26 protein-coding genes are annotated in these 26,970 nt (G+C 66.5%); 14 read left to right on the plus strand and 12 right to left on the minus strand.

Features of this window, described 5'->3' with window-relative positions:
• Positions 1-52: 52 nt before the first annotated feature.
• The 10 genes from ACZL02_RS18235 (at position 53) to ACZL02_RS18280 (ending at position 11,329) form a co-directional block, all read left to right on the plus strand.
• Entirely contained in the window at positions 53-2,014 is a 1,962-nt protein-coding gene (locus ACZL02_RS18235; RefSeq protein WP_472940307.1) for an extracellular solute-binding protein, read from the plus strand.
• Positions 2,011-3,888 (plus strand): extracellular solute-binding protein, encoded by a 1,878-nt coding sequence (locus tag ACZL02_RS18240; protein ID WP_472940308.1) that lies wholly within the window; start codon positions 2,011-2,013, stop codon positions 3,886-3,888. The genes ACZL02_RS18235 and ACZL02_RS18240 overlap by 4 nt, the downstream gene beginning before the upstream one ends.
• A gap of 71 nt (positions 3,889-3,959) precedes the next feature.
• Positions 3,960-5,045 (plus strand): microcin C ABC transporter permease YejB, encoded by a 1,086-nt coding sequence (locus ACZL02_RS18245; RefSeq protein WP_472940309.1) that lies wholly within the window; start codon positions 3,960-3,962, stop codon positions 5,043-5,045.
• A gap of 103 nt (positions 5,046-5,148) precedes the next feature.
• Complete coding sequence (locus ACZL02_RS18250) at positions 5,149-6,270, plus strand: ABC transporter permease (protein ID WP_472940379.1); 1,122 nt, start codon at positions 5,149-5,151, stop codon at positions 6,268-6,270.
• A 10-nt stretch (positions 6,271-6,280) separates the two neighbouring features.
• A complete protein-coding gene (locus tag ACZL02_RS18255) occupies positions 6,281-6,520 on the plus strand; it encodes a hypothetical protein (protein WP_472940310.1) in 240 nt (79 codons plus the stop codon).
• Between the two features lie 11 nt (positions 6,521-6,531).
• Complete coding sequence (locus ACZL02_RS18260) at positions 6,532-6,948, plus strand: type II toxin-antitoxin system VapC family toxin (protein ID WP_472940311.1); 417 nt, start codon at positions 6,532-6,534, stop codon at positions 6,946-6,948.
• Complete coding sequence (locus tag ACZL02_RS18265; RefSeq protein ID WP_472940312.1) at positions 6,945-8,057, plus strand: cation diffusion facilitator family transporter; 1,113 nt, start codon at positions 6,945-6,947, stop codon at positions 8,055-8,057. The genes ACZL02_RS18260 and ACZL02_RS18265 overlap by 4 nt, the downstream gene beginning before the upstream one ends.
• Positions 8,054-9,715 (plus strand): ABC transporter ATP-binding protein, encoded by a 1,662-nt coding sequence (locus tag ACZL02_RS18270; protein WP_472940313.1) that lies wholly within the window; start codon positions 8,054-8,056, stop codon positions 9,713-9,715. The genes ACZL02_RS18265 and ACZL02_RS18270 overlap by 4 nt, the downstream gene beginning before the upstream one ends.
• Entirely contained in the window at positions 9,712-10,365 is a 654-nt protein-coding gene (locus ACZL02_RS18275; RefSeq protein ID WP_472940314.1) for an NUDIX domain-containing protein, read from the plus strand. The genes ACZL02_RS18270 and ACZL02_RS18275 overlap by 4 nt, the downstream gene beginning before the upstream one ends.
• Before the next feature lie 22 nt (positions 10,366-10,387).
• Positions 10,388-11,329 carry a 2-hydroxyacid dehydrogenase gene (locus ACZL02_RS18280; protein WP_472940315.1) on the plus strand — a complete coding sequence of 314 codons (942 nt, stop codon included), beginning with the start codon at positions 10,388-10,390 and terminating at the stop codon, positions 11,327-11,329.
• Positions 11,330-11,354: 25 nt separating this feature from the next.
• Here the strand turns inward: ACZL02_RS18280 and ACZL02_RS18285 are convergent, their stop codons facing one another.
• From ACZL02_RS18285 to ACZL02_RS18295, 3 genes are read right to left on the minus strand one after another with little or no spacing between them, the layout of a single operon-like run.
• Entirely contained in the window at positions 11,355-12,215 is an 861-nt protein-coding gene (locus tag ACZL02_RS18285) for a C40 family peptidase (RefSeq protein WP_472940316.1), read from the minus strand.
• Positions 12,212-12,562 carry a MarR family transcriptional regulator gene (locus tag ACZL02_RS18290; protein WP_472940317.1) on the minus strand — a complete coding sequence of 117 codons (351 nt, stop codon included), beginning with the start codon at positions 12,560-12,562 and terminating at the stop codon, positions 12,212-12,214. The genes ACZL02_RS18285 and ACZL02_RS18290 overlap by 4 nt, the downstream gene beginning before the upstream one ends.
• Positions 12,563-12,614: 52 nt before the next feature.
• Positions 12,615-13,997 carry a leucyl aminopeptidase family protein gene (locus ACZL02_RS18295; RefSeq protein ID WP_472940318.1) on the minus strand — a complete coding sequence of 461 codons (1,383 nt, stop codon included), beginning with the start codon at positions 13,995-13,997 and terminating at the stop codon, positions 12,615-12,617.
• A 113-nt stretch (positions 13,998-14,110) separates the two neighbouring features.
• On the opposite strand from ACZL02_RS18295, the gene ACZL02_RS18300 reads away from it, so the two are divergent.
• A complete protein-coding gene (locus tag ACZL02_RS18300; RefSeq protein WP_472940319.1) occupies positions 14,111-14,923 on the plus strand; it encodes a tetratricopeptide repeat protein in 813 nt (270 codons plus the stop codon).
• A gap of 108 nt (positions 14,924-15,031) precedes the next feature.
• Here ACZL02_RS18300 and ACZL02_RS18305 read toward each other — a convergent pair whose 3' ends face one another.
• From ACZL02_RS18305 to ACZL02_RS18345, 9 genes are all read right to left on the minus strand, one after another.
• Positions 15,032-16,024 (minus strand): type II secretion system F family protein, encoded by a 993-nt coding sequence (locus ACZL02_RS18305; protein ID WP_472940320.1) that lies wholly within the window; start codon positions 16,022-16,024, stop codon positions 15,032-15,034.
• A 123-nt stretch (positions 16,025-16,147) separates the two neighbouring features.
• Positions 16,148-17,155, minus strand: coding sequence for a type II secretion system F family protein (locus ACZL02_RS18310; RefSeq protein WP_472940321.1), 1,008 nt, complete (start codon positions 17,153-17,155; stop codon positions 16,148-16,150).
• Between the two features lie 3 nt (positions 17,156-17,158).
• Entirely contained in the window at positions 17,159-18,661 is a 1,503-nt protein-coding gene (locus tag ACZL02_RS18315; RefSeq protein WP_472940322.1) for a TadA family conjugal transfer-associated ATPase, read from the minus strand.
• 69 nt (positions 18,662-18,730) lie between these two features.
• Entirely contained in the window at positions 18,731-19,999 is a 1,269-nt protein-coding gene (locus tag ACZL02_RS18320; protein ID WP_472940323.1) for a CpaE/TadZ family protein, read from the minus strand.
• Positions 20,000-20,013: 14 nt separating this feature from the next.
• Positions 20,014-20,757 (minus strand): CpaD family pilus assembly protein, encoded by a 744-nt coding sequence (locus ACZL02_RS18325; protein WP_472940324.1) that lies wholly within the window; start codon positions 20,755-20,757, stop codon positions 20,014-20,016.
• Positions 20,754-22,358, minus strand: a complete 1,605-nt coding sequence (locus ACZL02_RS18330) for a type II and III secretion system protein family protein (RefSeq protein WP_472940325.1) — start codon at positions 22,356-22,358, stop codon at positions 20,754-20,756. The genes ACZL02_RS18325 and ACZL02_RS18330 overlap by 4 nt, the downstream gene beginning before the upstream one ends.
• An 8-nt stretch (positions 22,359-22,366) precedes the next feature.
• Complete coding sequence (gene cpaB / locus ACZL02_RS18335; RefSeq protein WP_472940326.1) at positions 22,367-23,182, minus strand: Flp pilus assembly protein CpaB; 816 nt, start codon at positions 23,180-23,182, stop codon at positions 22,367-22,369.
• Positions 23,183-23,322: 140 nt separating this feature from the next.
• Positions 23,323-23,817 (minus strand): A24 family peptidase, encoded by a 495-nt coding sequence (locus ACZL02_RS18340; protein ID WP_472940327.1) that lies wholly within the window; start codon positions 23,815-23,817, stop codon positions 23,323-23,325.
• 169 nt (positions 23,818-23,986) lie between these two features.
• On the minus strand, positions 23,987-24,160 hold the full coding sequence (locus tag ACZL02_RS18345; protein ID WP_472940328.1) for a Flp family type IVb pilin: 174 nt from the start codon (positions 24,158-24,160) through the stop codon (positions 23,987-23,989).
• 231 nt (positions 24,161-24,391) lie between these two features.
• Between ACZL02_RS18345 and ACZL02_RS18350 the strand changes: the two genes are divergently transcribed.
• From ACZL02_RS18350 to upp, 3 genes are all read left to right on the plus strand, one after another.
• The gene (locus ACZL02_RS18350; protein ID WP_472940329.1) at positions 24,392-24,874 is read left to right on the plus strand and encodes a pilus assembly protein N-terminal domain-containing protein; all 483 of its coding nucleotides are present in this window, start codon (positions 24,392-24,394) and stop codon (positions 24,872-24,874) included.
• 137 nt (positions 24,875-25,011) lie between these two features.
• Positions 25,012-26,208: a phosphopentomutase gene (locus ACZL02_RS18355; RefSeq protein WP_472940330.1), complete on the plus strand. Its 1,197-nt coding sequence runs from the start codon at positions 25,012-25,014 to the stop codon at positions 26,206-26,208.
• Positions 26,209-26,340: 132 nt separating this feature from the next.
• Positions 26,341-26,970 carry a uracil phosphoribosyltransferase gene (gene upp / locus ACZL02_RS18360; protein ID WP_472932106.1) on the plus strand — a complete coding sequence of 210 codons (630 nt, stop codon included), beginning with the start codon at positions 26,341-26,343 and terminating at the stop codon, positions 26,968-26,970.

A 26,970-nucleotide genomic window follows, 5' to 3' on the forward strand; every position in this document is an offset into this window, starting at 1 on the left:
ACAAACCGCCCCGACGGTGGAAAATACCTGTCTGCCGCACCGGAGGTCTTATTTGACGCTGCTCTCGCGATCCGCCCGCGCTCTGCTTCTCGCCAGCCTCCTCGGAACGCTTGCCCCCTCGGGCAGCCTGGCGCAGGACCAAGGTTCCGCTGCGGCCGCCGGTGCCAACGCACCCGAGAACAAGCTGGAGAACACGCCGGAGAAGATCGCCCCGGCCCCACCTGCCGCGGCCGCGACGCACGACTGGCGGAACGGTACCAGCCTCATCGGCGAGCCGAAGTACAAGCAAGGCTTCCCGCATTTCGACTACGTCAACCCGGATGCCCCGAAAGGCGGCACCGTGCGGCTCGACGGCAGCGGCAGCTTCGACAGCCTGAACCCGATCCTCTCCAAGGGCGACGTCGCCGAGGGCATCACCCTCGTCTACGAGACGCTGATGGCGCCCTCGAGCGACGAGAGCTCGACGAATTACGGGCTGATCGCCGACGCCATTTCCTATCCCGCCGACTACTCCTCGGTGACCTACCGTCTGAACCCTTCGGCGAAGTGGCACGACGGCACGCCGATCACCACCGACGACGTGATCTGGACCTTCGAGACGCTGAAGGAGGTCAATCCGAGCCAGGGCTTCTATTACCGCCACGTCCAGTCGGCGGCGGCGACCGGCGAGCGCGAGGTGACCTTCACCTTCGACGAGAAGAACAACCGCGAGCTGCCGAACATCGTCGGCCAGCTGATCGTCCTGCCGAAGCACTGGTGGACCGGCAAGAACGCCGCCGGGCAGCCGCGCGACATCACCGAGACGACGCTCGAGCCGCCGCTGGGATCGGGACCCTACAAGGTCGACAGCGTCTCGACCGGTCGCGGCATCAGCTATGTCCGGGTTCCCGACTACTGGGGCGCGGCGCTGCCGGTGAATGTCGGGCAGAACAATTTCGACCGGATCGAGTACATCTACTTCCGCGACGACACCGTCGCCTTCGAGGCGTTCAAGGGCAACCAGTTCGACTATTGGCTGGAAAACAAGGCCGCGCGCTGGGCCTCGGGCTACGACTTCCCGGCGGCGCGGGACGGCTTCGTGACCAAGACGCGCTACGAGAACCCCTATCGCACCGCCGGTCTGATGGTCGGCTTCATCCCGAACCTGCGCCGTCCGGTGTTCCAGGACATCAACGTGCGCAAGGCGTTGAACCTCGCCTTCGACTTCGAGACGATGCAGCGCACGCTGTTTTTTGGCGAATACGTCCGCCCGAACTCCTTCTTCTTCAACACCGAGCTCGCCTCCTCGGGCGTGCCCGGCGCTGACGAGCTTGCCTTCCTCGAGCCGCTGCGGGGTCAGATCCCCGACAGCGTCTTCACCGCGCCCTACGCCAACCCGGTCGCCGGCGACAACGCCAAGATCCGCGACAATCTGCGTGCCGCCGTCGGCCTTCTGAAGCAGGCGGGCTACGAGCAGAAGGGCGGCCGCATGGTCGAGGTGAAGACCGGCGCGCCGCTGTCCTTCGAGGTGCTGCTGAACGGGCCGGCGCTGGAGGGTGTCGTCACCCAGTACCAGGACAGCTTGAAGCGGATCGGCATCGAGATGCGCATCCGCACCGTCGATCCCTCGCAGTACGTGAACCGGGTTCGCGGCCGCGATTACGACATGATCTACGGCGGGCAGGCGCAGTCGCTGTCGCCGGGCAACGAGCAGTACGACTATTTCAGCGCGGCGGCCGCCGACAAGCCGGCCTCGCAGAACTATGCCGGCATCAAGAACCCGGCGGTCGACGCGCTGGTGCGCGAGGTGGTGCAGGCGAAGGACCGGCCGACGCTGATCGCCGCGACCCATGCGCTCGACCGGGTGCTGCTGGCCAACCAGTACATCATCCCCTCCTACGTGCCGAAGGACCAGCGGATCGCCATGTGGGACCGCTTCTCGCATCCCGAGAAGCTGCCGGAATACAGCGTCGGCTGGCCACAGGTCTGGTGGTACGATCAGGCGAAGGCCGCCAAGATCCCGGCGGCGCGATGAGCACGGCACTCGGTCTGACGCGCCGCCGTTTCGGCCAGCTGCTGGTGGCGGCCGGCGCATCCGCGGCCTTGCCGCGCCTCGCCTTTGCCGCGACGCCGACGGAAACTCCGTTGCACGGCGTCTCGGCTTTCGGGGACCTGAAATACGGCCCCGACTTCCAGGCCTTCGACTACGCCGCGGTCGACGCCCCGATGGGTGGACGGATCAACTATTCGGTGCCGAACTGGCTGTTCAACCAGTCGACGCAGACCTTCGACACGCTGAACACCTTCGTGCTGCGCGGCAACGCACCGCCGCGCGTCGAGAAGCTCTACGACGCGCTGATGGTCTCCTCGCTGGACGAGCCGGACAGCCTGTACTGCGCGCTGGCAGCGAGCGTCAGTCTTTCGGCCGACCGCACCGGCTTCACCTTCGTCCTGCGGCCGGAGGCGAAATTCTCGACCGGCGCGGCGGTCACCGCCGAGGACGTCGCCTTCTCCTATCTGACGATCAAGGAGAAAGGCCATCCGGCGCTGATGACGATCCTGAAAGCCGTGACCGACGTCGTCGCGGTCGACGAAGGCACGGTGAAGATCGTCTTCTCCGGCAAGCAGACCCAGCAGGAGGCGCTGGAGGCGCTCGGCATTCCGATCCTGCCGAAGGCCTTCTTCGCGGACCGCTCGTTCGAGACCAACGACCTCACCGAAATTCCCGGCAGCGGCGCCTATACCGTCGGCCGCTTCAAGGTCGGCCAGTTCATCGAGTACGAGAAGCGGGCGGACTACTGGGCGAAGGACCTCCCCTTCGCCCGCGGCCTCGACCACTTCCAGACCATCCGCATCGACTTCTTCCGCGACCGGCAGCCGGCGCTCGAGGCCTTCAAGAAGGGCGAGATCGACTTTCGCGAGGAGTTCACCACCCGGGCCTGGGCGACGGAATACGAATTTCCGGCGGTCGCGGCCAAGCGCGTGGTCAAGCGCGAGTTTCCCGAGGAGACGCGGCCGAAGTTCCAGTGCTGGGCGCTCAACCAGCGGCGCGAGCGGTTCCAGGATGTCCGGGTGCGGCGGGCGATCAACCTCTGCTTCGACTTCGAATGGACCAACGCCAACCTCCTCTTCGGCCTGCGCACCCATTCCAACTCCTGCTTCGAGGGCTCGGACTTCGTCGCCACCGGCGCGCCATCTCCGGAAGAGCTGGCGATCTTGGAGCCGTTGCGCGCCGACCTGATGCCGGAGGTGTTCGGCGAGGTCTGGGTGCAGCCGGTCAGCGATGGCAGCGGCAACGACCGCAAGCTCCTGCGCGAGGCATCGCAGCTTTTTGCCGCCGCCGGCTGGAAGCAGCAGGATGGACGCCTGGTCAATGCCAAGGGCGAGGTGTTCCGGCTGGAGCACATGATCAACGGCGCCGAGCAGCAACGCGTCTACGGCAAGTTCTTCGATACGCTGCGGCGGCTCGGCGTCGATGCAAGCTTCCGCCTCGTCGACGAGGCGCAGTACACCGACCGGCAGAACAGCTACGACTACGACATGGTGCTGGCCGCCTTCAGCCTCGGCGCGACGCAGACGCGCGAGGGCCTGTCGATCTTCTTCGGCAGTGCGGCGCGCGACTATCCCGGCTCCTATAATCTGCCGGGAATGGCCGACAAGGCGGTCGACGCGCTGATCGAGAAGGTCGGTGGCGCAAAGACCCGCGAGGAGATGACGCTCGCCATGCGCTGCCTCGACCGGGTCCTGCGCAGCCGCCTCGACTGGCTCCCGAACATCAGCGCCGGGGTGCACCGAGTTGCATACTGGGACATGTTCGGATTCAAGGAGGAGAAACCCGACTTCGGCTTTCCCGTCGAATCGCTCTGGTGGTTCGACGAAGCCAAGGCGAAGGCCATCGGCCGGGCCTGACAGGTCCCAAGTCAGACGACGACCGGCTTCCGCTCTCCCGGCGGAGGCTCCCACCAAGGTGACGAGACCCTATGGGCGCCTACATCCTCCGACGGCTGCTGCTGATGATCCCGACCTTGCTCGGGATCATGGCGATTTCCTTCGCGGTCATCCAGTTCGCGCCGGGTGGCCCGGTCGAGCAGGTGATCGCCAACCTTCAGGGCCAAGGCAGCAATGGCGCCGACCGCATCGGCGGCGGCGCCAGCGACTTCGGCGGCCAGGGCAGCACCGACAGCGGCTACCGCGGCGCGCAGGGGCTCGACCCCGCCTTCATCAAGAAGCTCGAGGTGCAGTTCGGCTTCGACAAGCCGCCGCTCGAACGCTTCGGCAAGATGATCTGGGACTACAGCCGCTTCCAGTTCGGCGAGAGCTATTTCCGCTCGGTCTCGGTGCTCGACCTCATCATCGAGAAGATGCCGGTGTCGATCTCGCTCGGCCTCTGGATTACGCTCCTGTCATACGGCATCTCGATCCCGCTCGGCATCCGCAAGGCGCTGAAGGACGGCTCGACCTTCGACGTCTGGACCTCCGGCGTCATCATCGTCGCCTACGCCATTCCCGGCTTCCTGTTCGCGATCCTTCTGATCGTGCTGTTTGCCGGCGGCTCGTTCTACGATCTCTTCCCGCTGCGGGGGCTGACATCGGAAAACTGGAGCGAGCTGTCCTGGCCGGCGCGGATCGCCGACTATTTCTGGCACCTGACGCTACCGCTGATCGCGCTGTCGCTCTCGGCCTTCGCGACGACGACGCTCCTGACGAAGAACTCCTTCCTCGACGAGATCCGCAAGCAGTACGTGACCACCGCCCGGGCGAAGGGCCTCACCGAGAACAAGGTCCTCTACGGACACGTCTTCCGCAACGCGATGCTGATCATCGTCGCCGGCTTCCCCGGTGCCTTCATCTCGGCCTTCTTCGCCGGCTCGCTGCTGATCGAGACGATCTTCTCGCTCGACGGCCTCGGCCTGCTCGGCTTCGAGAGCATCTACAAGCGCGACTACCCCGTGGTCTTCGCCACCCTCTACATCTTCTCGCTGATCGGCCTCGTCACCGCCTTGATATCCGACCTCACCTATACCTGGATCGACCCGCGCATCGATTTCGAGAAGCGGGAGGTCTGAGATGGATACGACCCGCCAGGACCACACCGAGGGCAAGTCGTCGGTTCCCGCCGCCGTCGAGGCGCGCGAGGATGCCAATGCCGATACCGCGGGCATCGCCCAGATGGCGCCCGGCGCCCAGGTCGCGCGCAGCCGGCTGTCACCGCTCAACGCCCGGCGCCTTCAGAGCTTCAAGGCCAACCGGCGCGGCGTCTTGTCGTTCTGGATCTTCCTGTTCCTGTTCTTCGCCACGCTCGGTGCCGAGTTCGTCGCGAACGACAAGCCGCTGCTGATCGAGTACAAGGGCGAGTACTACGCGCCGATCTTCGTCGACTATCCGGAAGAGGTTTTCGGCGGCTTCCTGCCGGTGACCAACTACCGCGACCCCTTCGTGCAGGAGGAGATCACCGCGAACGGCTGGATGGTCTGGCCGCCGATCCGCTACTCGTACCGCACGGTGAACAACGAGATCCCGACGCCCGCCCCCTCCGCCCCGTCCTGGACCTTCACCAAGGAGGAGCGCTGCGCCCGCTATCCGCTGGGCGTCGACGATCCGAACTGCGTCCTCGGCAACACCAACTGGCTCGGCACCGACGACCAGGCCCGCGACGTCGCCGCGCGGCTGATCTACGGCTTCCGCATCTCGGTGCTGTTCGGCCTGATCCTCACCGGCCTGTCGGCCGTCATCGGCGTCTCCGCCGGCGCGGTGCAGGGCTATTTCGGGGGATGGGTGGACCTCCTGTTCCAGCGCTTCATCGAGATCTGGTCGTCGATCCCGGTGCTCTACCTCCTCCTCATCATCGCCGCGATCCTGCCGCCGGGCTTCTGGATTCTTCTCGGCATCATGCTGCTGTTCTCCTGGGTCTCCTTCGTCGGCGTGGTCCGCGCCGAGTTCCTGCGCGCCCGCAATTTCGAGTACGTGAACGCGGCGCGGGCACTTGGCGTCGGCGACTGGACGATAATGGTCCGGCATTTGCTGCCGAACGCCATGGTGGCGACGCTGACCTTCCTGCCGTTCATCCTCAACGGCTCGATCACCACCCTCACCTCGCTCGACTTCCTCGGCTTCGGCCTGCCCCCGGGCTCTCCCTCGCTCGGCGAGCTCCTCGCGCAGGGCAAGAACAACCTGCAGGCGCCCTGGCTCGGAATCTCCGGCTTCGTGGTACTGTCGCTGATGCTCTCGCTGCTGGTCTTCGTCGGCGAGGCCGTGCGCGACGCCTTCGATCCGCGCAAGAGTTTCCGGTGAGGAGAGGGAGATGGACAAGGCGAGGAAAGTGGTGACCGAGGATGTCGCGGTCAGCGATCTACCAGAGGCGGTCCGCGGCGATTTCGGCCCCGAAGAAGTCGTCCGCGTCACGCTGGAGGCCAGGACTGAAACTCCGGCCGAAGCAGAAGTGCCGCGGTATATGAAGTTCGCTGGGATCGCAGCGTATAGAAACACGAGTGTTGATGAGGCTGTAGCCCGCGTCCGCGAGTGGCGGGATGAGTGGGATTGATGCCGAGGCCGGTGTATCTCGACTCCAACGCGGTCATCCGATTTATCGAAAGTCGAGAACAAGAGCTCATATTGCTTTTCCGCAGGGCTGAAAATGAAGGATTCCGCCTGGTAACAAGCGAACTGACATTGGCGGAGGCTCTGGTCGTACCGGCTCGTACAAATGATCAGAAATTACGATTGCTTTACGAGCAGTTTCTGGAAGGAGACGAAGTCCTTTTGGTTGTCCCAATTGATCGACTTGTCTTACGGCGCAGTGCTGAACTGAGGGCGAAGTTCGGCAGCAAGGGAATGGACGCTATTCATTGCGCGACGGCTGAACTCTCCGGATGCAAGTTCATCATCAGTTCCGACCGGCGCTTCAAGACGCCTCAAGGCATCGTCCGGATTGAAATCGACGCGGCATCGCGATTGGAAGACCCATCATGACCTCCCACGACCACGCCGGACACGATCACGGCCCCGGCGGCCATGCCGGGCACGATCATGCCGGCCATGCCAGCGAGAAGCGCCTGCTCTGGGCCGCAGCCCTCACCGGCGGGTTCATGCTGGCGGAGATCGCCGGCGGGGTGATCTCCGGATCGCTGGCGCTGCTGGCCGATGCCGGGCACATGTTCGTCGACTTCGCCGGCCTCGCCCTCGCCTTCTTCGCCATCCGCCTGTCGCGCCGGCCGGCCGATGCCAGCAAGACCTATGGCTATGGCCGCTTCCAGATCCTCGTCGCCTACTCCAACGGCCTCGTCCTGTTCGGCATCGCCGGCCTGATCATCCTCGAGGCCTGGCACCGGCTCGACAATCCGTCGCCCGTCCTCGGTGGCCCGATGCTGGTGGTCGCCGTCGGCGGCCTCCTCGTCAACATCGCCGCCTTCTTCGTCCTGCACGGCGGCGACAAGGAGGATCTCAACTTGCGCGGCGCCTTGCTGCACGTGATGGGCGATCTTCTCGGCTCGGTCGCCGCGATCGTCGCCTCGCTCGTCATCCTGTCGACCGGCTGGACGCCCATCGACCCGCTCCTCTCGGTGCTCGTCTCGCTGCTGATCCTCGGCAATGCCTGGGGCCTCGTCCGCGATTCCGGGCACATCCTGCTCGAGGGCGCACCGAAGGGCGTCGCCGCGCCCGATGTCGGCGCTCATCTCGAGACGACGGTGGCCGGCATCGTCGACGTCCACCATTTCCACGTCTGGGCGATCACGCCGAAGATCCGCGCGGCGACCCTGCATGCCCGGATCACCGAGGGCACCGACCCGACCGAGACGGTGCGCGCGGTGAAGCGGGCGCTGGCGGAACGTTTTGCTATCGACCACGCCACCGTCGAGATCGAGAGCGGGCCTTGCGCCGATGGCCGCCATGACTGCGGCGGTTCGGGCGCGCGTCATGGCGAAAACCATGCCAGCCATCCTCATTCGGGTCACGACCATTCCGGTCACAGCCATGCGCAAGATCACGCCGGGCACGACCACGCAGCCCCGGCCAAACCGCATGCCCATGGCCACCCCGCACACAGCCACCGCGCCAACCTGACGGGATCCTTCGCATGAGCCCTGCTTCCGCCGCGCCGCTCGTTAATGCCGAGGGTCCGCTGCTGTCGGTGCAGGGGCTGAAGGTCGCCTTCCACCAGAACGGCAAGACGACGCTCGCCGTCGACGACGTCTCCTTCGACATCGCGGCCGGCGAGACGCTGGCGCTGGTCGGCGAGAGCGGCTCGGGCAAGTCGGTCTCGGCGCTGTCGATCCTGAAGCTGCTGCCCTATCCCTCCGCCAGCCATCCCGGCGGCGCCGTGCTCTACCGCGGCGAGAACCTCATCGACGACGACGAGCGCGACCTTCGCAAGGTCCGCGGCAACAAGATCTCGATGATCTTCCAGGAGCCGATGTCCTCGCTCAACCCGCTGCACAGCATCCAGCGGCAAGTCGGCGAGGTCCTGAAGATCCACCGCGGCGTCTCCGACAAGGAGGCCAACCGGCGGACGCTCGAACTGCTGCACCAGGTCGGCATCCGCGATCCGGAAAAGCGCCTCGACGCCTATCCGCACCAGCTGTCCGGCGGCCAGCGCCAGCGTGTAATGATCGCGATGGCCTTGGCGAACGAGCCGGACCTCCTGATCGCCGATGAGCCGACCACGGCGCTCGACGTCACCGTGCAGGCCCAGATCCTCGAGCTGCTCAAGGTCCAGCAGCAGAAGCGCCGCATGGCGATGCTTTTCATCACCCACGACCTCGGCATCGTCCGCAAGATCGCCGACCGGGTCTGCGTGATGTACCACGGCAAGATCGTCGAGACCGGCCCGACCGAAGAGATCTTCGCCAACCCGCAGCACCACTACACCAAGCATCTGCTCGCGGCCGAGCCGCGCGGCACACCGCCGCCGGCCAACCTCAACGCCCCCGTGGTCATGGCGGCCGAGGGGCTGAAGGTCTGGTTCCCGGTGAAGACCGGCTTCATGCGCCGGACCACCGACCACATCAAAGCGGTCAACGGCGTCGACATCAGCCTGCGCGCCGGCCAGACGGTGGGCGTCGTCGGCGAATCCGGCTCGGGCAAGACGACGCTCGGCCTCGCCCTCTGCCGGATGATCTCGTCGAAGGGCGCGATCAGTTTCGAGGGCGAGCGGCTGGACCAGCGCTCGTTCAAGGCCATGCGCCCCTTGCGCAAGCGCATCCAGATCGTCTTCCAGGACCCGTTCGGCTCGCTGTCGCCGCGCATGTCGATCGCCGACATCATCGCGGAAGGGCTGAAGGTGCACGAACCGCAGCTGTCGGCCGATGCGCGGGACGCCCGCGTCGTCTCGGCGCTGAGCGAGGTCGGGCTCGACCCGGCGACCCGCTTTCGCTATCCGCACGAATTCTCCGGCGGCCAGCGCCAGCGCGTGGCGATCGCCCGCGCCATGGTGCTGAGCCCGCGCTTCGTCATGCTGGACGAGCCGACCTCGGCGCTCGACATGAGCGTCCAGGCGCAGGTGGTCGATCTCCTGCGCAACCTCCAGCAGAAGCACGACCTCGCCTATCTCTTCATCAGCCATGACCTGAAGGTCGTCCGCGCGCTCGCCAACGAGGTGATCGTCATGCGCAATGGCGAGGTGATGGAGCGCGGGCCGGCGGCCGAGATCTTCGAGCGGCCGAAGACCGACTACACCAAGGCGCTGATGGCAGCCGCCTTCGACATTGCCACCGCACCGACGGACATCGCCGCGCAATGACCAGCCACTACCGCGATGCCCTGTCCGACCAGCCGCTCGCCGTCAGCATCGAGCGCCGCGAGCGTCTCTGCGACGGCTTTCGCCCGTTCGAGGCGGTGACGCTCCGGCACCGCTCGCTCGACGGGGAGAGCGAGATCGGGCCGCTCAGGCGGGAGCTGATCGCCACCGGCTCGGTGGTCATCGTCATTCCCTACGACCCCGTCCTCGACCGCATCGTCATCATCCGCCAGTTCCGCATCGGCGCCGCGCTGAAGACGGCGAATGCCGCAGCGCTCGAACTGCCCGCCGGCCTCGTCGACGACGGCGAGGCGCCGGAGGCGGCGGCCGTGCGGGAACTGCGCGAGGAGAGCGGCCTCGTCGCGCTCGGCGTCGAACGCTGCTTCACCATGCTGCCCTCGCCCGGCCTCACCGACGAATATGCCTTCGTCTTCCTCGCCCTCGTCGACGCGTCGGCGCTGGCGAGCGCGGCGGGGCTGGCCGAGGAGCACGAGGACATCCGGCCGATCGCGGCCGGCGTCGACGCACTGGTCGAGGCGGTGGACGAGGGCCGGATCGAGAACGGCTTCCTCATCGCCTGCACCCACTGGTTCGCCCGCAAGGGCCGCGCCCGGGCGGCGAGCCTTCTTGCCACCTTGCCGGAACGCAGCTGACCGGCCCCACAGAGGACCTGAATTGACGATTCTCCTGTCTGTCACCGGCTTTCAGCCGAACCATTGGCTGCACGTCCTGAACCGGCACGCGCCGCGCCGCTCGGTGGTGCTGTCGCCGGCGAGCGAGCACGATGCCACGATCGACTATGCCGTGGTCTGGAAGCAGCCCGCCGGCATCCTGCAGAAGCTGCCGAACCTCAAGGCGATCTTCTCGCTCGGTGCCGGCGTCGACCACGTCCTCGCCGACCCGCATCTGCCGGACGTGCCGATCGCCCGCATCGTCGCCCCGGACCTCAGCGCGCGGATGAGCGAGTACGTCGTCTGGCGGGTGCTCGACCATTTCCGGCGCGGGCCGACCTACCGCGCGCAGCAGGCGGCGGGCCATTGGAACGAGCGGATGCAGCCGGCGGCATCGGATATCACCGTCGGCATCATGGGGCTTGGCGAACTCGGCACCGATGCGGCGCGGAAGCTGTCCATGCTGGGGTTCAGGATCGCCGGCTGGTCGCGCTCGCCGAAAGAGGTCGCTGACGTCAGCAGCTTTCACGGCAACGATGGTCTCGACGGCTTCCTCGCCATCTCCGACATCGTGGTCGTCCTGCTGCCGGTCACGCCGGACACCCGCGGCATTCTCAATGCTGGCCTGTTCGCCAGGATGAAGCAGCAGACGCCGATCGGCGGCCCGGTGCTGATCAATGCCGGCCGCGGCGGCCTGCAGGTGGATGCGGACATCCTGAAGGCGCTGGATGACAAGGTGCTGATGGAGGCCTCGCTCGACGTCTTCGAGACCGAGCCGCTGCCAGCCTCCAGCCCGCTCTGGAAGCACCCGCGGGTCTTCGTGACGCCGCACGCGGCCGCATCCTCCGATGCGGAAGCGCTGGTGCCGCTGATCCTTGCACAGATGGACGCCTTCGAGCGCGGCGAGCCGCTGAAGCACCTCGTCGACCGCGGCGCCGGGTACTAAGCAGGCTTATCTTGTCTCGGCAGCCTCAGCCGAGACGCCGGATCGAGGTCACGGCCGACCCGCGCGCCTCGGCCCGTGCCGTGGCATCGGCCAACGGCTCGACCGCCGTCATCATATGGTGCGCGTTGGCGTGGAGCAGGCGGTCGGCATCCAGCATGATGCCGACATGTCCCTTCCAGAAGACGAGGTCGCCGCGCTGCAGCGGCGTCCCCTCGGCAAGCCCGGTGCCGAGCCCGCGCTCCTGCATGTCGGTGTCGCGCGGCGCGGCGGTGCCGGCCATGCCGAGCGCGACCTGGACGAGGCCGGAACAGTCGATGCCGAGCGTCGTCTTGCCGCCCCAGAGATAGGGAACCCCGACGAACCGCTCGGCGACTTCGACGAAATCGGCGACGGCGTGGTCGATAAGCCGGAGATGCTGCGCAACCACTGCGCCGGCGGGAGCGGCGAGCACATAAGCGGCGTTCCGGTCGCTTGCCTCGCCCCGCGCCGTCAGACGGGCCCCCATCGGCAAGCCCATCAGCGGCGGCATCTTGATGTCGGGACCGGGGAACAGCAGCGTGCGCGGCACACCCACCCGGTGCGTCGGCACCCCGTCGGCAGCCCCGAGCGCCGCCGCCGCCATCCAGCCGACATAGCCGTCGGCGGCCAGCTGCACCCAGGCAAAACCTTCCTCGGTCGTCTCGAAGACGAGGACGTCCTCGCCGAACAGCGCCTCGGTCTCCTGCGCCGCATCCGGCCGCGGCTCGCGCCGCAGCGCCGCCGACGCGACCAGAACCCGCTCGAGCCGACCCTCGACGAACACGTCCGCGTCGACCTTGCCCTTCAGCCGGATGTCGGCAAGATCGGGGCGATAGGCGTTCAGCCGCTTGTCCAGGGTGTCGCTCATGGTGCCAGGGTCCCTGCCTGCTCGACCAGCCGGTCCGCCATCTTGGAGACGTAGAGGCTGCCCTTGACGGTGCGCCGGATGAGGACGTTGCGCTTGTCCGCCGGGTCTCGCCGCCGTTCGACGAATTCGAGCGCGCCCATGGTATCGAGCGCGCGGGTGATCACCGGCTTGGTGACGTTCAGCCGGGCGGCGAGGCCCCGCACGGTATGCGGCGGCGCCTCGAGATAGATGGTGAGGAGGATCGCGGTCTGTCGCAAGGTCAGATCGTGCGCGTCCTCCCAGGCCTGCAGCAAGGCCGTCTGGTGGAGAAGCCGAAGCGCCTGCGCAGGTCTAAGCTCGATGCCCATGACCTTGCTCTAGCATGCGTTCGTTTCGCTTCCGTTTCAGTTCCGCCGCGGCTCAGTGCCCGTAGCGCTGCTTCAGGACGCCGAAGATCGCCCGGATCGCCTGCGCCTCACCGCCGACGGGACCGACCGGCGACGCCTGCGGACGCCAGCCATAGACGTCGAAATGCGCCCAAGCGCCGGCCTTCTCGACAAAATCCTGCAGGAACAGCGCGGCCGTGATCGCGCCGGCAAATCCATCCGGCGTCACGTTGTTGACGTCGGCGATCTTGGAGGAAAGGTTCTTGGCATAGGGCTGCCAGAGCGGCAGCCGCCAGATCGGATCGGCGACCTCGACGGACGCAGCGGCAAGGTCTGCGGCGAGCGGCTCGTCGTCGGTGAAGAAGGGCGGCAGGTCCGGTCCGAGCGCGACGCGGGCAGCCCCGGTCAGCGTCGCCATGTCGATCAGCACCTGCGGCGCCGTCTCGTCGGCCAGTGCCAACGCGTCGGCAAGGATCAGCCGGCCCTCCGCGTCGGTATTGCCGATCTCCACCGTCTTTCCCTTGCGGCTTTTGAGGATGTCGCTCGGGCGGAAGGCGGCCCCGGCGATGGCGTTCTCGACGGCCGGGATCAGCACGCGCAGCCGGATGTCGAGCTTAAGCGCCATGACGATGCGCGCGAGGCCGAGCACGTTGGCGGCGCCGCCCATGTCCTTCTTCATCAGGAGCATGCCGGAGGCCGGCTTGATGTCGAGCCCGCCGGTGTCGAAGCTGACGCCCTTGCCGACTAAGGTGACCGACGGCGCATCGGCGCGGCCCCAGACCATGTCGATCAGCCGCGGCGCGACGGAGCTTGCCCGGCCCACCGCATGGATCATCGGAAAATTCTGCGCGAGGAGATCGTCGCCGACGATCGAGGACACTTCCGCGCCGTGGTCTGCCGCGAGCCTGCGCACCGCCGCCTCGATCGCGTCCGGCAGCATGTCGTTGGCGGGCGTGTTGATGAGGTCGCGGGTGAGGAACACGCCGGCGGCGAGCGCTTCCGTCTCGCCTTGCTCGCCTTGGCCGGCGAATACTAGCCGCGGTGGCACGGCCTGGCTCGGCTTGGCGCGATAGTTGTCGAAGCGATAGCCGCCGAGAAGGAAGGCGAGCGCCGCGATGTCGGCATCGAGACCGTGCCCTTCCGCCAGGTGCCAGGTTCCCTCCGGCAGGCGGGCCAGGGCGCCGGCGAGGAGCGAGCGTCGCGGCCCGTCCGGCGCCTTGTCGCTGCCGAGGCCGAGGACCGCTCCGACCAACGCGCCCTCCTCCCCCGGCACCAGCAGGATCTCGCCGGCCCCCGCCGCGAAGGCGCTGGCCTTGGCCCAGCGGGCCGCCGGCGCCGGAAGGCCGTCGAGCGCGTCGGGCGTCACCGCCCAGACCGGGTGCGTGCTGCGGGTGTCGGCGGGCAGGAGGCTCGTCATGTCGGGGTGTCCTTTCGGCAGAAGGCTGCGTTAACACCTCATTAGGGTTAACGATTTATTGTCGGCCTACCCATTCCCCCGCAGGTTACCGCGGGGACCAGGCGAGGACCGACATGCGTCATATGGATCATAGCTGCCGCGGCGCCTATCGGAAGGCCCTTGTCGTCGCCGTCGCCGCAAGTCTCCTCGGCGGGTGTGCGCAGACCTCCAAGATGCATACCGGCTCGATCGGCGCGCCGCGCACGGCCAAGCCGATGGACCGCATGTCCAGCAGCGAGCTGCAGGGCGCCCTCACCACCTACGGCATGGCCTACGAGAAGACCCCGAAGGACAAGTCGGTCGGCCTCGGCTACGCCGCCGCCTTGCAGATGGCCGGCCGCAACGACCAGTCGCTGGCGGTGATGCAGCAGATGGCGATCGCCCATCCCAAGGACCGGGCGGTGCTGGCCGCCTACGGCAAGGCGCTGGCCGCCGCCGGCGAACTCGAAAAGGCGCTGGAGACCATCCGCCGCGCCCAGACCCCGGACTTTCCTGACTGGAAGCTCTATTCGGCCGAGGGGGCGATCCTCGACCAGCTCGGCCAGTCCGACGGCGCGCGCACGCTCTACCGCAAGGCGCTGGAGATCCAGCCGAACGAGCCGGCCATCCTCTCCAATCTCGGCATGTCCTATGTCCTCGCCAACGATCTGAAGTCGGGCGAGACCTACCTTCGCCAGGCGGTGGAGCGGCCCGGCGCCGATAGCCGCATCCGCCAGAACCTCGCGCTCGTCATCGGCCTGCAGGGCCGGTTCGCCGAGGCCGAGGAGATCGCCCGGGCCGAGCTCTCGCCCGACGACGCCGCCGCCAACGTCGCCTATCTCAGGGGCATGCTGAAGCAGCAGAACACCTGGTCGATGCTGAAGGACCAGGACCCGAAGAAGTCCTGATCTCTCTAAAAGGCAACCCGACATGCCGAAGGCCGCTCCCACCGGGATGCGGCCTTTTCTGTTGAGGTCTGTTGAGGTCCTGCAGCCTTGCCGGCGACGGCTCGGCGATCAGGTCCGCGACATGACCTGGATGACGGCAGGTCCGATGATGACCGCGAAGAGGACCGGCAGGAAGAACAGGATCATCGGCACGGTCAGCTTCGGCGGCAAGGCGGCGGCCTTCTTCTCGGCCTTGTTCATGCGGGTGTCGCGGCTTTCCTGCGAAAGCGTGCGCAGCGCCTGGCCGAGCGGCGTGCCGTAGCGTTCGGCCTGGATCAGCGCGGTCGTCACCGAGCGGACGTCTTCGATGCCGGTGCGCAGGAAGAGGTTCTCGTAGGCCGTCTTGCGGTCGGGCAGGTAGGAGAGCTCGGCGCAGACCAGCACCAGTTCCTCGGCCAGCGGCACCGATTGGATGCCGATCTCGTCGGAAACCCGCCGAAACGCCGACTCGATCGACAGGCCGGATTCGACGCAGATCAAGAGAAGGTCGAGCGCGTCGGGCCAGGCCCGGCCGATCGAGAGCTTCCGCTTGGAGACCTTCTGCGAGATGAAGATGTTGGGCAGGTAGAAGCCGAGATAGGCGACGACGATACAGATCAGCACCCGGATCATGAACGGCCGGTCGGCCAGCGCGCCGATGACGAAGATGTAGACGATCGCCGCCAGGAGGAAAAACAGCGGCAGCGTGGCGCGGGCAAACAGGAAGAGCGTCAGCGGGCGCTGGCCGCGATAGCCGGCGATGCGCAGCTGGCCGACGGTCTTCTCGTCGGCCAGCGCCTTCTTCAAGTCGAATTTTTCGACGACGGCGGCGGCAAAGCCCTTGCTTTCGGCCTGGCGGACCGAGCCCTTGCGCCCGCGCTCCTTCTCGATCGACAACCGCGCCCGCTCGCGGGCCCGCACCTCCTCGCGCTCGAGGGCGACGGCCTTCATCCGCGATTTTAGCTCGTTGCCTTGCAGCAGCGGCAGCGCGATCGTCATGATCGTCGCGAACACGGCGACGCAGACGAAGATCGCCAGCGCCTGGGCATTGGTGAGCCCGACGAGGGCGAAAAGGCTTTGCATGGCACCGTTTCCATTCCGCTCGGGGTTGTCTGGGCCGAGCGAGCCCTAGAGCGCCATGCGGCCGGAAGGACGCACAAAGGACGCTCTATCTTCTTGAAACCGGGCACTGGCAGGCCCGCCGCCTCAGAAGTCGAAGTTGATCATCTGCTTCATCACGAAAATGCCCAGCATCATCCAGAACGCCGAGATGACGAGGATGATGTTGCCGGTGGAGGTATTGAACAGCAGCGAGATGTAGTCGGGGCTGGTGACGTAGACGAGACCACCGACGACGAACGGCAGCGAGCCGATGATGCCGCCGGATGCCTTGGCCTCCATCGACATGGCCTGGATCTTCTGCTTCATCTTCTTGCGGTCGCGCAGCACCCGCGACAGATTGCCCAGCGCCTCGGAGAGATTACCGCCGGCCTGGGCCTGGATGGTGATGACGATGGAGAAGAAGTTCGTCTCCGACAGCGGGATGTTCTGGTAGAGCCGCTCGACGGATTCGGGCACGGTCATGCCCATCTGCTGGGCCTCGACGATCTTCTTGAACTCCGAGCGCACCGGCTCGGCCGCCTCGCTGGCGATCATCCGCAGCGTGTCGTTCAGCGGCAGGCCGGATTTGACGCCGCGCACGATGAGGTCGACCGCGTTCGGGAACTCGGCGATGAACTTCTTCTGCCGCTGGTTGCGCAGATAGTTGATCACCCAGCGCGGCAGCCCGAAGCCCGCGACGATGCCGATACCGAGCGCGACCAGCACCGAGGACTGGACGATGAGCGCGACGAGCCCGAACAGCAGGCCGGACGCGATGCTCATCAACAGGAACTGCTTCTCGCTCATCGACATGCCCGCCTGGTCCATCCGGCGGCGCAGGCTGGGCCTCGCCGCATGCTTGGAGCGGACCTTCTGCTTCTCCTCGATCTCCTTCAGCGAATTCTGGATCGTCTTGCGGCGCTTGCTCGCCTCCTGCACGCGGTCGCGGGCGATGCGCTTGGAATTGCCGTCGGTCTCCGCTCGCTTGAACTGGTTCAGCCGGGCCTCGGCGTTCTTCTCGGCGGCCATCCGGGGCTGCAGGAAGACGTAGGCGATCGCCCCGGCCGACACGGTCGTCAGCATCACGAAGAGGAGGATGGTGAGACCGGACATCGGCTAGAGCCTCGAGCTCACGTCGGCCGCGTCCAGCGCTGCCGCCAGACGCTGTTCCTCGTTGTAGTAGCGGGCCCGGTCCCAGAACACCGGACGCCCGATGCCGGTCGACGAGTGCTTGCCGAGCAGCTTGCCGTCGGCGCCCTCGCCGAGGATGTTGTAGACGAAGAGATCCTGCGTGGTGATCACGTCGCCTTCCATGCCCACCACCTCGGTGATGTGGGTGATCCGGCGCGAACCGTCGCGCAGGCGTGCGGCCTGGACGATCACGTCGACGGATCCGACGATGATCTCCTTCACGGTCTTCGCCGGCAAGGTGAAGCCGCCCATGGCGATCATCGATTCCATGCGGTTGAGGCACTCGCGCGGGCTGTTGGCGTGGATCGTTCCCATCGAGCCGTCATGGCCGGTGTTCATCGCTTGCAGGAGATCGAAGACCTCCGGTCCGCGCACCTCGCCGACGATGATGCGTTCGGGCCGCATGCGCAGGCAGTTCTTGACGAGTTCACGCATCGTCACCTCGCCCTCGCCCTCGATGTTGGGCGGACGGGTTTCGAGGCGCACGACATGCGGCTGCTGCAGCTGCAGCTCGGCCGTGTCCTCGCAGGTGATGATGCGCTCGTCCTCGTCGATGTAGCGCGTCAGGCAGTTCAGGAGCGTCGTCTTGCCCGAGCCGGTACCGCCGGAGATGATGACGTTGCAGCGGACGCGGCCGATGATCTGGAGGATCGTCGCCCCTTCCGGCGAGATCGCGCCGAAATCCACCAGCTGGTCGAGGGTCAGCTTGTCCTTCTTGAACTTTCGGATGGTGAGCACGGCGCCGTCGATGGCGAGCGGCGGGGCGATGACGTTGACGCGGCTGCCGTCGGGCAAGCGCGCGTCGCAGATCGGCGACGATTCGTCGACGCGCCGGCCGACCTGGCTGACGATGCGCTGGCAGATGTTGAGGAGCTGCTGGTTGTCGCGGAACCGCACATTGGTCTCGATGACCTTGCCGCCGACTTCGATGAAGGTCTTGCGCGCGCCGTTGACCATGATGTCGGCGATGTCGTCGCGCATCAGCAGCGGCTCGAGCGGGCCATAGCCGAGCACGTCGTTGCAGATGTCGCCGAGGAGGTCCTCCTGCTCGGCAATCGTCATCGCGAAGTTCTTGATCGCGATGATGTCGTTGACGATGTCGCGGATTTCCTCGCGCGCGCTCTCCGCATCAAGCCGCGCGAGCTGCGACAGGTCGATCGTGTCGATCAGCGCGGCGAAGACCTGCGTCTTTGTCTCGTAATAGCTGCCGGACCGCTCGCGCGGCGAAGCCGCCTGTGGTGGCGGAATGATCGTCGGTGCGGCCCGCGACGGCTCGCGGACGTCGGAAGGCAGCGCCCTCACCGGCTCGATCGCACGGCTCGGGGCGGGGTCGCGCTGCGGGGCCGGCGAAGGCCGCTCGGCGACGGCAAGCCCGCCCGCGCCCGCTGCCCGGTCCTTGGTCCCTTCGTTTCCGCGTTTTCCGAACATGGTCTACTCTTTCTGGGCCTCAGCCCCGCCCTCGGCCCTTGCGGACGGGCATGCCGGCATGCGGTCTGGCTACTTGCGCCGCAGTCTTCCGAGGAAATCGCGGCTTGGCTTCTTCGCCTTCTTGGCCTCGGTGCGGCCGGTCAGGAGATGGGCGATCTGCTGGAAGGCCTCGACCGAGGCATGCTTGCCGTCGGTCTCGGCGATCATCCGGCCATTGTTGGCCGCCGTACCGAAGACCGCCGGATCGAAGCCGATCAGCGCGATCGGGGTCAGGCCGAGCGGGTCGGAAAACTCCTGCGGGCTGATCTCCGGGCGCTTCGGCATCTGCAGCTGGTTGAGGACGAGGTGCGGCGGCCGGTCGTTCGGCCGGCTGCGCTTCAGCGTGTCGATGAGGTTCTTGGCGTTGCGCAGGTTCGCCAGGTCCGGCGTTGCGGTGATGACGATCTCGTCGGCGCGCGACAGGACGCTCTTCGTCCACTCCGTCCAGCCGTGCGGCACGTCGAGCGCGACGATCGGCGTCGAACGCTGGGCGGTCTCGATCAGCGCGCTGAAAGCCTCGGCGTCGAAGTCGTAGGTGCGGTCGAGGATCGAGGGCGCCGCCAGCAGCGACAGGTGCTCGGCGCACTTCGACAGCAGCCGGTCGAGGAAGACGTCGTCCATCCTGTCGGCCGAATACACCGCCTCGGCGATCCCCTGCGCTGGGTCCTGGTCGAAGTTGATGTTGGCGGTGCCGAAAGGCAGGTCGAGATCGGCGAGGACGACGTCGCTCGAGAACAGCTTCGAGATCGACCAGGCGACATTGTGGGCGACGGTCGAGGAGCCGACGCCGCCCTTGGCGCCGACGAAGGCGACGGTGCGGCCCATCGGCTCTGCATCGGCCGCCATGAAGAGGGTCGAGATCACCGACATCAGGTCGGCCATGGAGATCGGCGCGACGAGATATTCCGAGATGCCGCGGCGGATCAGCTCGCGGTACAGCGGCACGTCGTTGTAGTGGCCGACGATGATGACCTTCGAGCCGGGATCGCAGACATCGGCAAGCCCCTCGAGCTCGGCGATGAGCTCGGTCGGCGCGAACCGCGATTCGAGGATCACGAGGTTCGGCGTCGGGGCGCTGGCATAATGGTCGGTCGCCGCGCGGATGCCGCCCATGTGGACGCGCACGTGCGCCTTGGCCATACGCCGGTCCTCGCCGGCCCGCTCGATCGGCCGCGCGACGCCCTCGCTCTCGCAGAACGCCTGGATCGAGATGCGCGGGATCGGGCGTACGGCGTCCATCAGCGACGCCTCCTCGCCGACAGCGTCGTCCAGGCGATCGGTACTGCTTCTGTCGATCATCGTCGTGTTCCCGCCTACCAGTCGTAGTCAGATTCGGTGTTCGACCGGTCCGAACTCGTCGCGGCACCCCGGCGGTAGTCGCTCAGCATGTTGGTGCGGCGCTCCGCATCGATCTCGCCGAGGCCGCGCGGCTCCAGAAGATCGCGCGGATCGGCGATCTGCGCGGCGAGGTTCTGCTGGCTGGCGCAGCCGAAGTTGAAGTAGTTCTTGTTATCGCTGGTATCGCCGAGGTCTTCCGGCCAGCGGCCGCAGCGCTCGGTCGACGCCTTGAGGGTGGCGAACGACAGCCGGATCGGCGACGGTCCGGTGAAGCCGGCGGTCCGGTACGGCTGCACCAGGATGCGGTCGGCCTTGATGCCCTCCCGGCGCAAGGTGCGGATCACGTCGCGGGAAGCAAGTTCCGCGGCCCCCGCATTCTCTGAGCCCGAGGGCAGCAGCACGCGGATGGCGGCCGAGCCCGAGCGCAGGAAGCGCGTCGCGAAATGGCTGATCCGGTCGCGCGATGCCGACGGCAGGCGGCTCTCGGACGAGACGACCGGAATGTCCAGCGTCTCCTCCGCCTCGCCGACGGTGATCGGGTGGCGGGTGCGGTAGTCGTCGGGGATGGCGCCGACCTCTATCGAGTGCCGGTCGGCACAGCCGCCGAGGAGCGCAAGACCCGCCAGCAGCATCAGGGTGGGCGCGGCACGCCGCCCCTTCCCCGGCGCAAGGCTCGGCGAGAACGGCGACAGGACGGAGACTTTCCTCGAAGCGCTCATTTGTAGATGTATCCGACAACGCCGTGGTACCGGCCGGGGGGGAGCTTGGTTTCCATCGCGCCGTAGACGCGGTTGATGCGGCCGAGGAAATTGCTGGCGCCATCGGAGGAGAAGTTGAGCCCGTCATCCGGCCGCGCCAGCTTCGCCCGGGCGGTCGGGCGCACCAGATAGGGCGTGACGATGATCACCAGCTCGGTCTCGTAGCGCTGGAAGTCGCGGCTGCGGAACAGCGTGCCGAGGACGGGGATCTTCGACAGACCGGGAAAGCCGGAGATCACCTGGCGCTGCTCATCGCGCACGAGGCCTGCGATGACCATGGAACCGCCGGACGGCAGTTCGACCGTCGTATCGGCGAGGCGCTTGCGGACGCCGATCTGGTTGACCGCCGGGGCCGCGCCTTTGGGAATATTGAAGGGGCTCTCGAACGTCGGCTCGGAAACAGCGGTGCGGATTTTCAGGCTGATGCGGCCCGGCGACAGCACGACCGGGGTGAAGTCGAGGCCGATACCGTAGTCGATCTCCTTACTGCTGTAGGTGACCGAGGCAGGCGTCGTGTCATAGGCGACGATGTTGCCAGCGGCATTCACGATCGGCGTGCGCTTCTGGGCCGTCTCGTCCTTGCCAGCGGCAACATTGAAGGTTCCGCCGACCTTGAAGCTCGCGGACTCGCCGGAGATCGCGGTCAGGCTCGGCTCGGCAAGGGTCTTCATGACACCCGCCTGTTCCATCGCGTTCAGCTGGGCGTCGATGCTGCCCGAGCCGATAGACCCGGCAACGTTCAGCGCCGAGTCGGTGGCGGCCTTGCCGAGGGCGAAGGGATTGTCGGAGATCGCCCCCATGGTGATCCCGTCCATCACCGCGCTGGCGGTGCCGTTAAAGCCCAGCTGCTTGATCACCGAGCGCTGAACTTCCGCGACGGTGACCTTCAGCGTCACCTGGTCGTCGCCCTGGATCTGCAGGAGGTTGACGATCTGGCTCTGGCGGCGGTTTTCCTGCGCGAGCGCGACGGCGCCGCCCTCGGGGCCGGCGCCGGAGGTTGCCGACTTGATGTAGGAGCCGGTCGTCGCCTCGCCGCCGGTAAGGTAGATCTCCGCCAACTGCACGGCGCGGGCCGCGTCCTGCGGCGTCTGCACGGTGCCGGTCAAAACGACGTTGTCGTTGAGGATCTCGACATTGACGTCGGCATCGGCAACGTATTTCCGGATCGAGCTCTCGAGCCCACTGATGTCGCGCTCGATCCGGAGGTCGAGAACGGCGATCTCCTTGCCCTTGGCGTCGAAGATGAAGATGTTGGTCTGGCCGATCTGCTTGCCGAAGATGTAGATGCGCCGGGCCGTCCGGGTCACCGCGTCGGCAACGGCCGGGTTGGCGACGAGGATGTCGTGCGCGTCGACCGGCAGGTCGATGACCTTGGACTTGTCGAGGCCAAGGCTGATCGTCTGCTGCGGCCGGTTGACCTGGACGATCGAGCTGTTGGCCGCGGCCGCCGGGGACACCAAGGCGACGACCGGCGAGAGCGCGGTGGTGAGAGCCAGCAAGCCGGCGAGAAGGCTGCGGGCGCCCGATGCACGGCGAGGACGCGTCTGTGGGGAGATCAGCATGGCGCTCGTCACTTCTTGGTCGTGATGTCGGACGTCTGGCCGTAGCGGACCAGGCGAATGCGGTTCGGGCTCTTCTCACCCTCGAGAAGGAAGGCGGCATAGCCCGCGGAGCCGGGGATCGAGTCCTCCAGCGAGCGCAGCGCGAGCACCATCTTCTCGGCGATCGGCTGGGCGGCAATCAGCGCTTCGGCCTGCGTCGGATCGACCTCGAGCGTCGCGGTCGAGCCGACGACGACCTTCGTGCCGTCCTGCTCTTCGATCGTCTGGTCGATGGCGAGGACGCGCAGATTGCGCAGGATGGTCTCGGTGTCGTAGGTGCCGGCCACCTGCCCGTCGACCTTGCGCCGGGTCATGATGATGTCGACGTGATCGTTCGGCAGGATGAAGCCACCGGCGGAGGTGTCGGCCGAGATCTGGATGGCGATGGCGCGCTTGCCGGCGGGGAGGATCGCCGACATGAAGCCGCGATCGGTCTTGATCAGCTTGCTCTCGCGAACCGGCTCGCCGCTGAAGAACGACTGCCGGGCAACGGAACCCTTCAGTTCCTCGATCGCCTCCGGGCGCGTCGTGCGCAGGATGAAGGTGCTGCTGACGCCGTCCTCCGGCCATTTCTGCCAGGTCAGCGCGTCGGCGATCGACGAGCCCATCGGCACGTCCTTCGACGCGACGAGCACTTCGGTCAGCTTGATCGGGGGTTCGGCGGGCGCCGCCGTGATGATCACGGGCTCGGCGGAATCCTGCGACGACATGGTCATGGCCAGAAGACCGGCACCGCCTGCCGCGAGGATCGCAATTCCGAGCACCGCAAGGCGGGCGATATTCATGTCCAACCCTCTCTCGAGCGCCCGCAGAACACGGGCAGGTTGGAATCCTTATGGCGGACAAACCCTCACCATATGGTTAACGAAGCCCTACGCCACGGCAGCCCCGGTGACGTTTTGTTCAGGCTTCCGCAAGGACCAGTTCACCCCATGCTCTTGAGGGCGTACTCGATCCAGGCGCTGGAGGAATAGCTGGTCAGCCCGGCCGCGCCGAGCGCGATGCCGTAGGGAATACCGGTCTTCTGGTCGAGCAGATGGTCGACGAAGTCGATGCCCGTCGCAGGGACGAGATTGATCCGTATGGCCAAAAGGCCAAGCGTCAGGAAACCACCGTAGACGCTGCCGATGACGAGATATTCCATCAGGGTCTGGCTTGGTCCGAACCACAAGGCGGTCGCGGCCACGAGTTTTGCGTCGCCGCCCCCCATCCATCCCGCGGCAAAGAAGCCGAAGGTGACCGTGAGGCAAACCATCGCGATACCGACATGTATCGCGATTTCGAGCGCGGGGACACCCAGCGCCAGCGACAGCACGATATAGGCGACCGACAGGATCACCGGAACGCGGTTGGAAATGGTCATCGAGACGAGGTCGGAAAAAGCCGCGTAGATCATCGCGAACGGAAAGATGACCAACAAGGCGGCCGCCAGCATCGACTACAACCCTTTTTTCGGGGAGGGAATGTGGTGAGGCCTAAGCCTCACCACCATCCCACACAGTTACTTCACATCGTCTGGTGATCGCACAACAGGGAACAAGACGTCATCGCTGCCGCTGACCTATTCCCGGCTGAAGCGATCCTCGTCTTCAGCCCTTGCCGGAAAGCTTGGTGCCGATGTTGGTGAACACGGTGCTCAGGTTGGTACCGAGGGTCGTCACGGCGGTGATGATGACGACGGCGATGAGGGCGGCGATGAGGCCGTACTCGATGGCGGTCGCGCCGGACTCGTTCTTGGCGAAGCGCTTGATCAGGTTGGACATGGAAAGCTCCTTGGATCCGTGTGGGGAAACTGGCCCGGCGACGCGGTCTCGTCGATCGGATGAAGCAACTCTAGCCGCGGCTGATTTCGATCGATTTAAAGAATAAGCTTAATTTATCCCGAAAAATACGTTGGCAGCTGAAGGACTTATCAGGATGCCGTTCGCTTAAACCTTCATTCACCAAGCCATGTTAGGGAAGAAGCCTTAACCAGCGTCAAGGCGGGCTCTCTCATGTTCAGGCACAGCCGCGTCACCTTCGCCGCGATCGCCATCGCTGCCTCCGGCGCGGCCTTCATCATCCCGGCAGCGGCCGCTCCGGCCACGGCTGCCGACGGGCGCCTCCACGTCTCTGTCGATCATGCCCGCGTCCTGAAGATCGACCGCGCCGCCGAGACGGTGATCATCGGCAACCCTTCGATCGTCGACGTCACCGTGCATGATTCGACGACGCTGGTCCTCACCGGACGGTCCTACGGCATCACCAACCTCGTCATCCTCGATGGCGACGGCAAGTCGATCGTCGACGAGGAAGTGGCGGTACAGGGGTTCGAGGCGGGCACCGTCCGCGTCTATCGCCAGGCGGAACGGACGACGCTGGCCTGCCTGCCGACCTGCGAGCCGACGGTGACCATCGGCGACAACGAGACCGCCTTCGCGGGCGCCTCGGGCCAGTTCACCGCACGCCAGACCATGGCGACCAGCGGCAACAAGTAGCCCCGGCGCCGTTGCCGGGCCACTGGCGGCACGCCGACGGAAGCAGCCGTGCTGCATCCGCGATTCCCCCTTCCCCGCCGATGTCGTAGACTGACCGCCCGCGCCGAAAGCCTCGGCGCGCTGTGGGAGAAGATGTCTTGGGCCGTGCCGTTCTCATCGTGATGGACTCCTTCGGGATCGGAGGCGCGGCGGATGCCGCCGCCTATGGCGATGTCGGCGCCGATACGCTCGGCCACATCGCGGAAGCCTGCGCGGCGGGCCGGGGCGATCGCGCCGGCCTGCGGCAAGGCCCGCTCGCCTTGCCGCACCTCGAAACGCTCGGGCTTTTCCGGGCCGCCGGGGCGCCGGCAGCAAGCGTCGCGCCGAGCGGTCTCTGGGGCTCGGCCGGCGAGATCTCGCGCGGCAAGGACACCCCGTCGGGCCATTGGGAGATCGCCGGCGTTCCCGTCACCTTCGACTGGGGCTATTTCCCGCAGACGATCCCGACCTTTCCGGCCTCGCTCGTCCAGCAGCTGATCGACGACGGCGATTTGCCCGGCATCCTCGGCGACCGCCATGCCTCGGGCACCGAGATCATCTCGGAGCTCGGCGAGGAGAGCATCCGCACGGGAAAGCCGATCGTCTACACCTCGGCCGACAGCGTGCTGCAGATCGCCGCGCACGAGACGCATTTCGGCCTCGATCGGCTTTACCGGCTCTGTGAAAGCGCCCGAAAGCACGTCGACCCGCTGAACATCGGCCGGGTCATCGCCCGCCCCTTTACCGGCGAGACGGCCGAAAACTTCCGCCGCACCGCCAACCGGCGCGACTATTCCGTACCGCCGCCGGAGCCGACACTGCTCGACCGCGCTGTCGCCGCCGGCCGCCGGGTGATCGCCATCGGCAAGATCGGCGACATCTTCGCCCACCAGGGCATCAGCGAGGTCCAAAAGGGCGACGGCAACATGGCGCTGTTCGACGCGCTTCTCGGCGCGCTGGACGATGCTGAAGACGGCGACCTCGTCTTCGCCAACTTCGTCGACTTCGACTCGCTGTTCGGCCACCGCCGCGACGTCGCCGGCTACGCCGCCGCGCTGGAGGCCTTCGACGCCCGGCTGCCGGAGCTTTTTGCCGTGCTCCGCGCTGGCGATCTCGTGCTCGTCACCGCCGATCACGGCTGCGACCCCACCTGGCCGGGCACCGACCACACCCGCGAGAACGTGCCGGTGCTCGGTTTCGGCCCGGGCATTGCCCCCCGCGGGATCGGCCATCGCCAGAGCTTTGCCGACATCGGCGAGAGCGTGGCTGCCCATCTCGGCCTCGCCGCCGGACCGCACGGCACGAGCTTCCTCTAGCCGGATCCGGTGCCGAGTGTGAAAAGCGTGGACTTCGATGGCCGCGGCAAGCGTGCGGGCGACGCCGCGCTTGGCGCGCGCGCTGCCACCGACTAGGTTCGGCGCGAGAAATTTCGAGGAAAGGTTTGCGGCATGGACGGCGTTACCGTCATTGATCACCCGCTGGTCCAGCACAAGCTGACGATCATGCGCGACAAGGAAACCTCGACGGCGAGCTTCCGCCGGCTGCTGCGCGAGATCTCGACGCTGCTCTGCTACGAGGTGACGCGCAATCTCGACCTCACCACCAAGCGGATCGAGACGCCGATGGTGGCGATGGATTCGCCGGTGCTGGAAGGCAAGAAGCTGGTGTTCGCCTCGATCCTGCGCGCCGGCAACGGCCTGCTCGAGGGCATGCTGGACCTCGTGCCCGCCGCCCGCGTCGCCCATGTCGGCGTCTACCGCGACCACGAGACGCTGATGCCGGTCGAGTACTACTTCAAGGCGCCGGAAGACCTCGCCAGCCGTCTCGTCATCGTCGTCGACCCGATGCTCGCCACCGGCAATTCGGCGATCGCCGCCATGGACCGGCTGAAGGAGCGCGGCGCGAAGAACATCCGCTTCCTCTGTCTGCTGGCGGCCCCGGAGGGCATCGAGCGTTTTCGCGCGGCGCATCCCGACATCGCCATCTACACCGCCTCGATCGACAGCCACCTCAACGAGCAGGGCTACATCGTCCCGGGCCTCGGCGATGCCGGTGATCGGATGTACGGCACCAAGTAG

Source organism: Mesocryomonas fontinalis, from assembly GCF_055730125.2.

Excerpts from the sequence above, each read along its gene's own strand:
- ACZL02_RS18240 (WP_472940308.1), top strand. The coding sequence starts at position 2,011 with ATGAGCACGGCACTCGGTCTGACGCGCCGCCGTTTCGGCCAGCTGCTG.
- ACZL02_RS18245 (WP_472940309.1), top strand. The coding sequence starts at position 3,960 with ATGGGCGCCTACATCCTCCGACGGCTGCTGCTGATGATCCCGACCTTG.
- ACZL02_RS18250 (WP_472940379.1), top strand. The coding sequence starts at position 5,149 with ATGGCGCCCGGCGCCCAGGTCGCGCGCAGCCGGCTGTCACCGCTCAAC.
- ACZL02_RS18255 (WP_472940310.1), top strand. The coding sequence starts at position 6,281 with ATGGACAAGGCGAGGAAAGTGGTGACCGAGGATGTCGCGGTCAGCGAT.
- ACZL02_RS18265 (WP_472940312.1), top strand. The coding sequence starts at position 6,945 with ATGACCTCCCACGACCACGCCGGACACGATCACGGCCCCGGCGGCCAT.
- ACZL02_RS18270 (WP_472940313.1), top strand. The coding sequence starts at position 8,054 with ATGAGCCCTGCTTCCGCCGCGCCGCTCGTTAATGCCGAGGGTCCGCTG.
- ACZL02_RS18275 (WP_472940314.1), top strand. The coding sequence starts at position 9,712 with ATGACCAGCCACTACCGCGATGCCCTGTCCGACCAGCCGCTCGCCGTC.
- ACZL02_RS18285 (WP_472940316.1), bottom strand. The coding sequence starts at position 12,215 with ATGAGCGACACCCTGGACAAGCGGCTGAACGCCTATCGCCCCGATCTT.
- ACZL02_RS18290 (WP_472940317.1), bottom strand. The coding sequence starts at position 12,562 with ATGGGCATCGAGCTTAGACCTGCGCAGGCGCTTCGGCTTCTCCACCAG.
- ACZL02_RS18295 (WP_472940318.1), bottom strand. The coding sequence starts at position 13,997 with ATGACGAGCCTCCTGCCCGCCGACACCCGCAGCACGCACCCGGTCTGG.
- ACZL02_RS18300 (WP_472940319.1), top strand. The coding sequence starts at position 14,111 with ATGCGTCATATGGATCATAGCTGCCGCGGCGCCTATCGGAAGGCCCTT.
- ACZL02_RS18305 (WP_472940320.1), bottom strand. The coding sequence starts at position 16,024 with ATGCAAAGCCTTTTCGCCCTCGTCGGGCTCACCAATGCCCAGGCGCTG.
- ACZL02_RS18310 (WP_472940321.1), bottom strand. The coding sequence starts at position 17,155 with ATGTCCGGTCTCACCATCCTCCTCTTCGTGATGCTGACGACCGTGTCG.
- ACZL02_RS18315 (WP_472940322.1), bottom strand. The coding sequence starts at position 18,661 with ATGTTCGGAAAACGCGGAAACGAAGGGACCAAGGACCGGGCAGCGGGC.
- ACZL02_RS18320 (WP_472940323.1), bottom strand. The coding sequence starts at position 19,999 with ATGATCGACAGAAGCAGTACCGATCGCCTGGACGACGCTGTCGGCGAG.
- ACZL02_RS18325 (WP_472940324.1), bottom strand. The coding sequence starts at position 20,757 with ATGAGCGCTTCGAGGAAAGTCTCCGTCCTGTCGCCGTTCTCGCCGAGC.
- ACZL02_RS18330 (WP_472940325.1), bottom strand. The coding sequence starts at position 22,358 with ATGCTGATCTCCCCACAGACGCGTCCTCGCCGTGCATCGGGCGCCCGC.
- cpaB (WP_472940326.1), bottom strand. The coding sequence starts at position 23,182 with ATGAATATCGCCCGCCTTGCGGTGCTCGGAATTGCGATCCTCGCGGCA.
- ACZL02_RS18345 (WP_472940328.1), bottom strand. The coding sequence starts at position 24,160 with ATGTCCAACCTGATCAAGCGCTTCGCCAAGAACGAGTCCGGCGCGACC.
- ACZL02_RS18350 (WP_472940329.1), top strand. The coding sequence starts at position 24,392 with ATGTTCAGGCACAGCCGCGTCACCTTCGCCGCGATCGCCATCGCTGCC.
- upp (WP_472932106.1), top strand. The coding sequence starts at position 26,341 with ATGGACGGCGTTACCGTCATTGATCACCCGCTGGTCCAGCACAAGCTG.